The sequence below is a fragment of the Singulisphaera rosea genome (assembly GCF_054877945.1).
In genome coordinates this window covers 93,377-104,727 of the sequence record NZ_JBTYIP020000007.1, presented here as the reverse complement: position 1 = coordinate 104,727, position 11,351 = coordinate 93,377, and the positions used below count along the sequence as shown (strand labels likewise).

The following is an 11,351-nucleotide window of genomic DNA, read 5'->3' as shown; positions in this document are numbered from 1 at the left end:
GCACGAATTCCTGTTCGGCTTAATCCCGCGCATTCTCGGCCGTGGGACGGTCGGAGTCCTGAAATGGTGTCGGTCGGCATGCCCGCTTCGCGATTGATTAGTCAATGGGCGCTCGGCCGAGTCGCACTCTTTCGGGACTCTCGATTCTTTTTCCGGAGCATGGGATGCTGGTCTTGAGTCGGAAACGATCGGAGCGGATCCTCATCGGGTCCGACATCAGGATAACGATCGTCAGGATCGAAGGTAGTCACGTACGGGTCGGGATCGAGGCGCCTGACAACTTGATGATCCTCCGCGCCGAGCTCCTCGAGCGAGGCACGGCCGAGGTTGCCAACGAACAACCCTCCACCCAACCTTCGGGGCTTCCCGAAGGCTGAGCGGAGGGTTTCAAGTTCGTCGGACTTCGGTTCGAGACTCACGTCTCGGTTCAGAAAGCGACGCCCGGATTGGCCCCGACGGCTTCGTCTTCCCCGCCACCGCCCGAGAAATACCGTTTCGCCTTGTCGCCGACGGCGAACGACTCGAGGCAGAGCTTGATCTTGCCCGTGAGGCTCGATTGGTCGGCCTTCGGGAATTCGAAGATCAACGCAACCTCATATTGATCTTTCTTGTAGAGATAGATCTGGACGTTCTTCCCGTTCACCTCGAAGGTCGTCCACTTGTATTCGTTCGACTTCTCGTTAGTCACCTTGAACTTCGAGAGCACCAGCTCTTCCGGCGGCGAGTAGGAGCTGGTGACGAGGTCGATGACATCCTTGTTGAAGTTTGTCCGGTCGGCCGTGTCGGCCGGCGACGGGGCCGCCTTCTTCTTGGACGCGTTCTTGGCGAGCTTGAGTCGTGCCAGGACGTGGAGGCTCTGCTTCTGCGCTTCCAGGAAGGTCTTCTCGATCTCGAATTTCCCGGGTTCCGGGGCCGTCAAGAAGAACTCCTTGGCGACCGCGAGGGCCTTCGGAGGTCGCAGGTAGATGGAGAATTCCTGCCACTCTTTATCGGTTGCGGCGGGCGTCAGCATCTTGTCGAGCCGATCCTCGTACTTCATCCGTTCCAGCGTCTGATTCAATCGGGCCTCGTAGCTGTTCAGCCCGCACCCTCCCGCCAGCAGGATGACCGCGCTCCCCAACATGGCCGCGACCCGTCGCATGAAATCACCTCGCCGTCGGCATCTCGAAACAGAAACTTCGTTCCTCTTAATGTCCATGGGCTTCCGGGCCTTGTCAAGCGAGCCCTTTCCGGGTGGGATGGGGGGTCGAGGACCGAGTTCCTCGTTCCTCTTGCCCGCGGCTCGGCATTCGGAATGGTTTCAGAAACCGGGGACGAGCGAGAGTTCCGGTCAACCTCGAGATCTCACGACCGGGGAGGTCGTCGGCTTGGTGCAGATCATCGCGCTGGTCAAACCGTTCCGGGCACAAGCCGTCCTGGCGGCCCTGGAGTCGATCGAGATTCTTGGCGGAACGGTCCGCGAGGCAATGGGTTACGGCCGACAGAAGAATCGGCTCCATCGCTACCTTGGGAGTGAGTACAACGCCTCATTCTTGCCTAAGGTCGAGATCACCCTCTTCGTCAACGATCAGGATGTGACGACTGCGGTCAAGACGATCGTTGCCCACGCGAGGACGGGACGCATGGGCGACGGCAAGATCATGATCTTGCCGTGTTTAGAGCCGTCCATCTCCTGGTGATCCGGTTCAGTAACCCGGCCAAGGCGCAGGGAAACCCGCCGAAGGGCGACGTTCGCCATCGGTGGGTCCGTTCGACTTTCGACGAGTACGTTGGGGGTCTGGGGCGAGAACCGCGGTTCCTCGCAGGAAACGCCCGGGCCTTACTCGTCGTCGTCGAACTTCAGATCCAACAAGAAGTCGGCGACGGCATCGTCGGTGGTCTTCTCGGGTTCCTTGGGCTGGGCCTTCGCCTTCGGCTCCGGCATGCTCTTGACGACGGTTTCTTCTTCTTTCGCAACGACGGCGATTGGTTCGGACATTTCGAAATCGTCGTCCATCTCGATTTCGAATTCGTCGTCTCCCGAGTCGACCGGTGCCACTTCGACCACGGCCGTATCGCCGGGCTTCGGGGCTGTCGCCGGGCGTGCCCCGACGGCGTCGGCCTTGGCGACTTTCAAGGAAACTTGACCGACGGTCAACTCGTCGCCGGCTTCCAGGACCCGCTGGTCCGTGATCCGCTTACCGTTGACGTAAGTGCCGTTGGAGCTTCCAAGGTCCTTGACGAGGAGCAGGCCCTTTTTCTCGAACAACTCGCAGTGCTTGCGGCTGACCTGCGAGGATTTAATTCGAAGCTGACAATCGTCTTGTCGGCCGACGGTGGTGACACCGTCCCCGAGCTTAATCGTCGTCGAGGCACTTCGGCCCCGGACGATCACGAGTTGGAAGTCCATATTCGACGATCCTAGACGGAAACCACGGGGAGGGACGGCTTTTCTGGGGAAGATAGGCGTAATACCAGGCTAACTCCTCCGGCCGTCCGACGCAAATGAAATCCGGCCCTACGAACTCGTCCACCTCCCTAAAAAATCGGGGGCGGATCGGCAAATTCCAGGGAAAAGCAGACCGAGCGCAAACCAATCGTGAAGGACCGACGTACAAAATCCAAGGTCGCGATGAAACTCCCCCGTGCGAGACCTAGAATCATTGTGGAAGGCCAAACGATGGCGTGGCCCGACTCCTTGAGGATGAGAAACTGACGTGGATGATGGTTTGTTTGCGTGATACAGTAAAAATGATACCGGCCGGCCCTCAGGGATGGACCTTTGGGAAGGTGGCCGGGACCCGCGAGAGTGTTCTATGAGAGTTGAATTCGAAAGCCCGAGGCCGGAAGATCCCGCGATGTTTGCGGCCGAATTGCGTTCCTTGGCATCGAACGCCCACCGAATGATGCATGACTCTTCGTCCTCCCCGGCGGAGGCCAAAGCGTTGGCGTGCCGTGCCGCCCGCCTCAAGTCGCGGGTCGTGGCGAGGTCGTCCAACGATCTGTCCGAATGGTTGTCTAACCTCGAACGACAACTCGACGACCGCTCGAAGACGAGGTCCAGGTCGCTTGCCCGTTCCGGGGTGGCTTGATTCGGAGCGTTTTGTGATTCGTTCCACCTGCTGAGATAGGATCGTCAAGTCCGAACCCGCCCGGCGCATTCGCCGTGTGCATGACCGAACCACTCGGGGACTTGGCGATTACATTCCGTCACTCCTCGGCACCCCAAAAGTCAACGTGACGACCGGGACTCGGCATGTTTCCGAGTCACCATTCCCCAACCTCGATCCCTCCCCAAGACTTCGCAGTTTTCGAACCGACCAACCAAACGGTTTGAGTCGCGGGGGAGCGTCATCGCGCTCGGCACCGACGAAAACTGACAATCGAAAGCAAACGAAGAGAACGCGGATTCACGATCGCGCCTTTGGCCGGGGCCACGACGGCTCGGCTCGATTGTCAGTCATTTGATCAGTGATAATCTTGATGATTTGACCGACGTAGGGGTGTGACGATCAAACCCCAGCCACCAAGTCCGATGGGAGGATGTCCTTACGGATTTCCTCCCTCGGTCGGCGACCTATGGTGGCAAGGTATCCTCGCGGCAGGATCCCGCCCGGCGAGCTTGGCGAGGGATTCGAATCCTCGGCGTCCGGACCCCAGCGTTTGCGAATCGCCGGGGTCCGGAACGTTCGCTCAACGACCGTGGTGAGCGAAAGGCCGGTTCGCGTGGGCTCGTTGCTTCATGGAGGCGACCGAGCGTCCGAGCGGCAGGATCGCCCGTTGGGAGATGAAGGAGATCGTCGAGCCGCTTCCCTGGAAGGGCGCCTGACCCAGGAAGGTCGCGTAGGCGACGCGCCTGGCCGCCTGTCCGAGCGGGACGATAAAGCTGGCCTTGCCCTGGACCAGGGTAAAGCTCCTGAGCCGATTGTTGCCGTAGGCGATCGTCACGGTGCCTGCGGGAACCCCGAGGATGGGCGAGGCAGGGGTTACCGTGATCTGGAAGGTCACGAACCGTCGCCCCCTGACCGTCTCCACGAGCGGCACAAGTTGGGTCGTCGTCAAGGGAGACGGTACCACGACAGGAGGGGGCGGCGGAGTCGGAGCGGCGTTGACGACCTGAGAGAATGCAGCCGAAGTGCTCGAGGCCAGGACCGCAGTCCCTCCGTAGGTGGCCACGACCACATGGGGCCCCTCGGCAAGCGTCGAGCTTGTCAACGTGGCCTGCCCCTGGCCGTTCAAGGTGGCCGTACCAAGGGTCTGGTTGGTGCTCTTGTCGAGGAACGTGACCGATCCCGACGGAATCGGCAAGCCGGGCCCGTTCGGGCTGACGATCGCGGTGAAGGTGACCGCCTGTCCGACGGTGGCCACGCCCTGGGAGCTTGTGAGCGTCGTCGACGTCACGGCCGGGGTGGTCGTCACGGTCTGTGTGGTTGTTGGCGTGATGACGGCCTCATAGTTCGGGTCGCCGCTATAGAACGCCGCGATCTGATAGCTCCCCGCAGGCAGGGCTGGCAAGGTCAGGGTGGCACCGCCCGTGGCACTCACGGGGACCGTTCCCAGGATCTGTCCGGGCGACTGGAAGGGGCTGATGAAGGTGCTCGGGGTGCCGGTGACGATCACCTCGAAGGTGACCGTCCCGGTCGGAGCAGTCGTCCCGGCGACCGCCGGTGTCACCTGCGCCGAAAGGGTGACGGACTGCCCCACATTCGTCGTCCGTGCCGAAGTCGTGAGTGTGACGGCCGGCTGCGAGTTGGTCGCATAGTCGACGACCTGCGCGTCGGTCAACGGTGTCACTGCGGGGGTGTTGCCGCCATACAGCGTGTTGATCTCATTGATGATCGCCTGGGACAGGACCCCCTGGAGAATCGTTCCGGGATGGAACCCGTCTCCGGAGAAGCCGTCGGTGATGGCCTGACCGGAGGCGGTCATGTCCACGGTCACGCCGTCGATGACGGGGTTCTTTGTGAAGTCCGTGAAGAGTTGCTGGGTGTCGACAACACCAACGCCCGCCTTGTTGGCGTAGGTCGTCTTCAAATAGGTATTCAAGTCGGCCGCGTCACGGGTGATGTCTCCCTTCAGGTTCGGGTAGAACACCGAGGCGACGCTGAGAAGTGAGTCGACCAGTGGGGAGATGGTGATGTCCGGGGTCGTCATCAGCACGATCTTGGTGTTCGGGCTGGCCGTCTGGATCGCGGAGATCGCCGCCGCAATCGAGGTCTCGATCGCCTCGTTGATCACCCATTGGCCGGATGGGGCCGTCGTCTCGAGCGGAGCCTTGTCGCCGTGGGCCACATAGTTCTGCGCAGCCTGGGCGTAGTCGTTCCCGCCGATCAGGATCGTGACGACGTTGATGTCCTGGATCGTCGGCGAGCTCTGGGTCACGAGCCCGGGCTGCAGCACAGGCGTCGTGGTGGGGAACTCATTGGGGTAGCCCTCGTACTCCTGCGCGAACGTCGTCCCCGTCTGGGAGTAGTTGTAGCCCGCGGCGGTCGTACCGCTCAACGCCCAGTCTTCGGCATAACCCTGCTCTCGCGTCGCGCCTCGGCTGATCGTGGAGAACGGCCCGAAGCTCACCTGGGAGGAAAGGTTCGTGGCGACATTCTCTACCCAGTTGCTCGCCGAGCTCCTGCCGGTGAGGAAGAGCTCCGGGGGAAGCGTCACCTTGAGCGAGCTGGGCGCCGACGTCGGCGACGAAGGGAGGGAGCCGAGGATCCCGAGCAGGTTGGAGATGGGGTCCGTCGTATTCCCCGCACCCGTTGTCAGCGAGCCGATGAGGGCCGCCGCGCTCGGCGGTCCATAGAACTGGTACTCGTCGCTCAGGCTGTCGCCGAGCGCCGCGAACGCCAACGGCTGCGTCGCCAGCAACACTCGACTCTCGACAGACTCGACCATCGGCCGTATCCCGAGCGTCCGGGCCCGCCCGTTCTGGCCAAATGCAGCCAATCGGCGCCGATCCTTGATAGTAGCGATCCTTGTCCGCGAGCTCATGGTGCATCCTCTCGGCTTGAAGTTGGACAGGTATGTCGTCGACGGGTGCTAATCTTCGATGATCTTATAAGCCCGTCGTACGCGATCCATTGAGATGGAAGATTTCGCTTCACCCAAGCTGCCCAGATGCGAACCAGGCAGCGATTTCGGACTCGAGGACGACCCCCATGTTTCCCCGAAGATCGGGTGACGTGGGGCGTGATCCCCATTGGAATGGGTCGGCTTGGAATGGGGAGGAATGGTCCGCCTCGCTGCGCAGAGTTAAGCCCGGAGAGACTGCCGCGAGTTTCGAGCGCGATGCTCATCCGCATCGAGGTAGCGGAGGCCCCCCCGACTCAGAGCAAACTCTGGAATGGTGCCATGCAAGCCCAGCCTTCGCCGGAGTGTTCCTGACCGTCACACGCCGGGGTTGTCCCTGAATGCGCGCACAACATCTTCCAAAATTCTGAGCTGTGAGACCCCCACAAGAAGACCCGTCTCAACAGATTCGTGAGAGTCATCCTAGCGGACCAACAACGCGAGTTCGAGTGTTTTGGGTAAGATGTTTCGATTTTCCCAACCTCGACGAAACCTCAACATTTTTCACGCACGCATGCTCGTGTGTATGGGGTCCGATCGGAATTCCGAAGGTCGAGAGTTGAGAATCCCCCGGGGCTTCGGCGTGTGCCGATGACGCGTACGCTCGTGTCGTCCTCGCCTTGTTGGACCGGAGGCATGGTGTCGGTACTGGGAACTCGGGATCGCTCGAAATTGGACCAAAATCGAAGGCGAATTTTTTAAGAATTGGAAGGCGTCTTCGTTTATTGGTGTTCAACAGCATCGTAAGTGCCTGAGACCACAGGCGCGGTACTGTGATGCGAAGGGAGTCGCGTCATGATGGGATTGGGAAGGCCGAAAACGTTCGTGTCACACCAATCGCGATCTGGAATGGTGAAGTCGGTCCGACGCAGACAGCTCGCCGTCACTTGAGGTCGAGGAGACTCGGCCGATCGCCCGCCGAATTTAGTCATCGCCCGCTTGCCAGGCCGCGTGCTCCGTACAATTATTGAATTGGACACGTTCGAAGATGTTGGCCGATTCCGGGGGCCGGCCGAGGGCAGGAGTCGCCTCGGGGCTTTTCCTCCTGATTTTCCCGCCCGTTGGCATCGCTCGAGAAGGATTATCGGTTTTCCCAACATGAACCACCGAAACCCATGGACCGCCGGTCTTCTTACGGCGGTATCCGGAGCTTTCTTGATCGGCTCGATCGTCGGTTGTTCCGGGAGCGGCGTCGAAACGCCTCCTGGGGACCCGGTCGTGCGTCGGAAGGCCAAGGAAGACATGCTGAAGGGGATTACCGGCTCCGGCAAGACCGGCAAGTCGAAGAAATCCCGTGCCGCGAACGACCTCTTCTGAGCGATCGCATCGAGCCCCGCCGCGGTCCCCGAAAAGGCGACCGGCGAACCCCGATGCGGCCCTATTTCATCCCGGTCCCCGACGACCCGTGGACCCGCGGTTTCCAATCATCAAACGACACAACGACCCAGGAGTTTCTGCATGATCCGTTCGTCGTCCTCGCAAACGACCCGAACCCGGGGCTTCACTCTCATCGAGCTTTTGGTCGTGATCGCGATCATCGCGGTCCTCATCGCGTTGCTGCTCCCCGCCGTGCAGGCCGCCCGCGAAGCCGCCCGCCGCATGCAGTGCGTCAACAACTTGAAGCAGATCGCCCTCGCGTTCCACAACTACCATTCGCAGAATAACGTCTTCATCACGGGCGAAGGTTGGTCGGGCAACGCGGTGAGCCCGGGAAGCCCGCCGCGACGGTCGTGGGGATGGCGGCTCGGCGTCCTGCCGTTCATCGAGCAGGCTCCGCTCTACAATGCGTTCAACATGAGCCTCACGGCCTGGAATCCCCAGAACTGGCCGACCGTCGGTGACGTCACCATCAACGCCTTCCTGTGCCCGAGCGACGGCAAGGTGGCCATCCCCACGAATCAAGGGACGGCCTTCTCCGGTTTCGGCTACAGCGGTACCGTGAATATGCACTACTCGAGCTATGCCGGCATGGCGGGGACCTGGTTCAACTTGACCACCCCGATCGACTGGCCTGGCCTTACGAGCGTGATGGCGGGCGCCAACAATAGTAACGGGATTATGTTCCAGGGCAGCAACATCGGTATCAACTCGATCACCGACGGCACCAGCAACACGATCCTCATCGCGGAATGGGCCTACGGCAAGATCCGCGACTACCAGGACCAATGGCATTGGTGGCTCGGCTACAACCCGGCCGACTCCACGATGACCTCGGAGTACCCGATCAATCCCCAGCGAGTTTGCCGCGACGGCGTCGGCGTGAACACCAGCTACATCGATGCCGACTCCGCGGGCAGCTTCCATCCCGGCGGGGCCAACTTCGCCTTCGCTGACGGCTCGGTCAAGTTCCTCAAGGATTCGATCAACACTTCGCCGTACGACCCGAATAGCTGCACGATGACGATCATCCAGGGCGGGAACAACAACTACTCGTTCATTCCCGGCAGCACCCTCGGCGTCTACCAGGCCCTGTCGACCCGCAACGGCGGCGAAGTCATCAGCTCCGATGCTTTCTGAACCCAGGGACGCTCGAAGAACGCGACCCGGGTGAACCGCTCAGGTCGCTTTCTCCACCCCGACACTTTGCCCGAGAACGATCCGATCTCGAAGGACCAGCCGATACTCGGCTGGTCCTTTTTTTGCGCACCTCCCTGACGACATCCGCGATTCATTCGCACTTGACGCGACGGTCTCGGAGCGTCTCGACGAGACAGATCTTCGATGAGGACCACCACGGTCGAACCGGAAACGAGTGCGGTCCGCCGACCTTCCCTCGCATCGCGGTTGGGAAGGTCGGCGGACCGAGTGTTACGTCAAAATCTCAGGATTTGATCAAGAGGTGGTTTCGAAGGGATTGCTCACTCGAAGAGCATGGCGGCCTCGACCGTCCGGATGTCGTTGCCGTCATGCACGGCCAGGTTCATCGGGCCGCGCATGTTGGCCGCGGCGAACTTGCCTTCCTTGGTGAGGCAGAAGAACGAGACGCCGAAGTTCGGCTTGCCCTTATCGTCACGGAAACGGGGGTCGCGGGTCGTCGTCTCGTGGATCCGCTTCAGGACCGCGACGAGGGCATCCTTGGGGGCCATCCCCTGGCGAAGGAACTCGACGACGAGGAACGAGGAGCAATTCAGGAGGTTGACCTCGCCGAGGCCGACCGAGCCGCACGAGCCGACGGTGTTGTCGAGGTAGAGCCCAGCGCCCAGGATCGGCGAGTCGCCGACGCGGCCCGGGACCTTGTACCCCACGCCCGAGGTCGAGGTGACGCAGCCGAGGTCGCCGTGGGTGTCGAGCACCGAGCAATGGATCGTGCCGTGGACGAACGTGTTGGTCAGGTCGCGCACCTTCGGCTCGAGCTGGGCGACTTGCATGGGGATCCGCGAGTCACCACGAAGTCGCGACTCTTTCCACTGGATCCAGGCCTTCCGGGTGACCTCGGTCGTGAGATCCGCCTCGGGGAAGCCGTGGCTCGTCGCAAATTTCAGCGCATTGTCGCCGACGATCAGGACGTGCTTGGTGCGCTGCATCACCACGCGAGCCACGGCCGCGGGATGGACGATGTTGCGGAGGGCGGCGACGGCACCACCGCCGTGAGTTGGTCCGTGCATCACGGCGGCGTCGAGCTCGACGACACCGTCTTCATTCGGGGTACCACCGAGACCAACGGTGTGATCGTTGGGGTCGGCCTCGATCACGGCCACGCCTTCGATCGCGGCGTCGAGAGGGTCTGCACCCGCCCTGACCTTCTCCATGGCGATCTCGACGACCCTTTGGTTCCCGCTGGAGATGACCACCGGCCGACCGGCTCCGGGCGGCTTGACCGGCGCCGCTCCGAGGGCCAACGTTGCCATACTCGCGGTCCCGGCAGACATGAAAGTCCGGCGATTCAAGCTCGATCTCATCGGAGTGCGATCCTGCTCTAGTTCGGGTCGAAGAAGTCGTGAAGGGGGGAGGAAGATGATACCACAAAAACGAACGGAGCCCCGCCACCCCCAAAGGGGAGGACGGGGCTTGAGCCGTTCGATTTGATCGAACGCTTCGGATCAGTACGAATCCGCGCTAATGACCTCGCCACCGTTGCGGGTGGAGAGGGCCATGTAGGTCGGGAAGGGGGCCGTCGCGATGAACGAGTTCGCCCCGGCGTTGATTTGGGGAGGAACGCTCGCGCCGTTCGGGACCGGCCACGTGGAGATCGTGTCCTTCAGGAATTTCACCGAACCGTCGCAGAAGAGGAAGTTCGCCCCCCCGGGATGGAAGCTCGAAGCGGCACAGACCCACTGGTCGGCGTTGATACCGGCAGTGCCACCGTCGCTCGACTTGTTGAACGGGTTCATCGGATACATCGTCGTGAACATCGTGTCCGCGTAGTTACCCGAGGTCCACCATGCCCAGCAGCCCTGCTCGGCCGGGGTTACTCGACCGTAGGCGACCTCCGCGATGGCCATCGTATTGCTCGTGCCATCGGTGATACCTGCAATCGTGGAGCTGCTATAGAAATAGTACATCCCATTGGCCTGGGATTTGGACGTCGCGAAGGCCGCAGGGTCACAGGCCGGATCCATTGAACGGGCGGGGGTGAACCAGGTCCCGGAGCTCCCCTTGTAGCTGGTGAACCGCATGCCGCCGGGCGCCGCGTTTGGAAGCAACTGGCTAACCTTGCCGTCGCTCGGGCACCAGAGAGCCGTCACCCCGGTCGACTGCACCGTGTAATTCGGGGGATTCTGGTAATGAACGGCGCTATTGTAGGCATTGAAGAGCTGGGCCTGCTCCATGAACGGCAAGAGCGCGATGAAAATGCTCGATTCGTGACGTCCCGAGCATTTAGTCGAGGCGGGATCGCCGGGCGGGCCGACCGTACCGCCACTGGTGGGGGTCATCATGTAGGCGCCGATCGGGAATGCACTGTTCGCCGACTCGTAGTTGGCCGAGCCCAGGCCCAACTGCTTGAGGTTGTTGACGCACTGGGTCCGTCGGGCGGCCTCACGAGCGGCCTGCACGGCGGGCAACAGCAGGGCGATCAGGACCGCGATGATCGCGATGACGACGAGCAACTCGATGAGCGTGAAGGCTTTCGTGCCCAAACGCTTCCGGGGTGATCCCAACAGCATTGCGGAAACTCCTGCGACAAGAGGAAGGAAAAATGCCGGACGATCAGGACAAGGCAAACATTCGCGAATCAACGACATGAATGCCTATTAAGGACTAGAATTGGATCGAATTCCTGCGCCGTCGCCACACTTCGGAGGCGGCGTTCCGAACCCTTCGATCTCGGGGAACGACGGCGTTATCGACTCCTCCTGGCTTTCCCT

At 61.5% G+C, this 11,351-nt stretch carries 8 protein-coding genes; 3 read left to right on the top strand and 5 right to left on the bottom strand.

Annotated features, from left to right (window positions below):
• The first annotated feature begins 164 nt into the window (after window positions 1-164).
• Complete coding sequence (locus tag ACYOEI_RS14855; protein ID WP_462850293.1) at window positions 165-377, top strand: carbon storage regulator; 213 nt, start codon at window positions 165-167, stop codon at window positions 375-377.
• 50 nt (window positions 378-427) lie between these two features.
• Here the strand turns inward: ACYOEI_RS14855 and ACYOEI_RS14850 are convergent, their stop codons facing one another.
• Window positions 428-1,141, bottom strand: coding sequence for a hypothetical protein (locus ACYOEI_RS14850; protein ID WP_462850292.1), 714 nt, complete (start codon window positions 1,139-1,141; stop codon window positions 428-430).
• A 229-nt stretch (window positions 1,142-1,370) separates the two neighbouring features.
• Here ACYOEI_RS14850 and ACYOEI_RS14845 point away from each other — a divergent pair, with 229 nt between their 5' ends.
• The gene (locus ACYOEI_RS14845; protein WP_462850474.1) at window positions 1,371-1,679 is read left to right on the top strand and encodes a P-II family nitrogen regulator; all 309 of its coding nucleotides are present in this window, start codon (window positions 1,371-1,373) and stop codon (window positions 1,677-1,679) included.
• Window positions 1,680-1,819: 140 nt separating this feature from the next.
• On the opposite strand, the gene ACYOEI_RS14840 is transcribed toward ACYOEI_RS14845, so the two are convergent.
• Window positions 1,820-2,389 carry an FHA domain-containing protein gene (locus ACYOEI_RS14840; protein ID WP_462850291.1) on the bottom strand — a complete coding sequence of 190 codons (570 nt, stop codon included), beginning with the start codon at window positions 2,387-2,389 and terminating at the stop codon, window positions 1,820-1,822.
• 1,283 nt (window positions 2,390-3,672) lie between these two features.
• Window positions 3,673-5,871 carry an Ig-like domain repeat protein gene (locus ACYOEI_RS14835; RefSeq protein WP_462850290.1) on the bottom strand — a complete coding sequence of 733 codons (2,199 nt, stop codon included), beginning with the start codon at window positions 5,869-5,871 and terminating at the stop codon, window positions 3,673-3,675.
• Window positions 5,872-7,503: 1,632 nt separating this feature from the next.
• Between ACYOEI_RS14835 and ACYOEI_RS14830 the strand changes: the two genes are divergently transcribed.
• Window positions 7,504-8,562 (top strand): DUF1559 family PulG-like putative transporter, encoded by a 1,059-nt coding sequence (locus ACYOEI_RS14830; RefSeq protein WP_462850289.1) that lies wholly within the window; start codon window positions 7,504-7,506, stop codon window positions 8,560-8,562.
• A gap of 341 nt (window positions 8,563-8,903) precedes the next feature.
• On the opposite strand, the gene ACYOEI_RS14825 is transcribed toward ACYOEI_RS14830, so the two are convergent.
• Together ACYOEI_RS14825 and ACYOEI_RS14820 are read right to left on the bottom strand one after the other, a co-directional pair.
• Window positions 8,904-9,893, bottom strand: a complete 990-nt coding sequence (locus ACYOEI_RS14825) for a glycosylasparaginase (protein ID WP_462850288.1) — start codon at window positions 9,891-9,893, stop codon at window positions 8,904-8,906.
• 192 nt (window positions 9,894-10,085) lie between these two features.
• Window positions 10,086-11,150, bottom strand: a complete 1,065-nt coding sequence (locus ACYOEI_RS14820; RefSeq protein ID WP_462850287.1) for a DUF1559 family PulG-like putative transporter — start codon at window positions 11,148-11,150, stop codon at window positions 10,086-10,088.
• Window positions 11,151-11,351: the final 201 nt, after the last annotated feature.

What these genes read in the sequence shown, in the direction of transcription:
- ACYOEI_RS14855 (WP_462850293.1), top strand. Translation starts at nt 165, where the DNA reads ATGCTGGTCTTGAGTCGGAAACGATCGGAGCGGATCCTCATCGGGTCC.
- ACYOEI_RS14825 (WP_462850288.1), bottom strand. Translation starts at nt 9,893, where the DNA reads ATGGCAACGTTGGCCCTCGGAGCGGCGCCGGTCAAGCCGCCCGGAGCC.
- ACYOEI_RS14830 (WP_462850289.1), top strand. Translation starts at nt 7,504, where the DNA reads ATGATCCGTTCGTCGTCCTCGCAAACGACCCGAACCCGGGGCTTCACT.
- ACYOEI_RS14835 (WP_462850290.1), bottom strand. Translation starts at nt 5,871, where the DNA reads ATGGTCGAGTCTGTCGAGAGTCGAGTGTTGCTGGCGACGCAGCCGTTG.
- ACYOEI_RS14850 (WP_462850292.1), bottom strand. Translation starts at nt 1,141, where the DNA reads ATGCGACGGGTCGCGGCCATGTTGGGGAGCGCGGTCATCCTGCTGGCG.
- ACYOEI_RS14840 (WP_462850291.1), bottom strand. Translation starts at nt 2,389, where the DNA reads ATGGACTTCCAACTCGTGATCGTCCGGGGCCGAAGTGCCTCGACGACG.
- ACYOEI_RS14820 (WP_462850287.1), bottom strand. Translation starts at nt 11,150, where the DNA reads ATGCTGTTGGGATCACCCCGGAAGCGTTTGGGCACGAAAGCCTTCACG.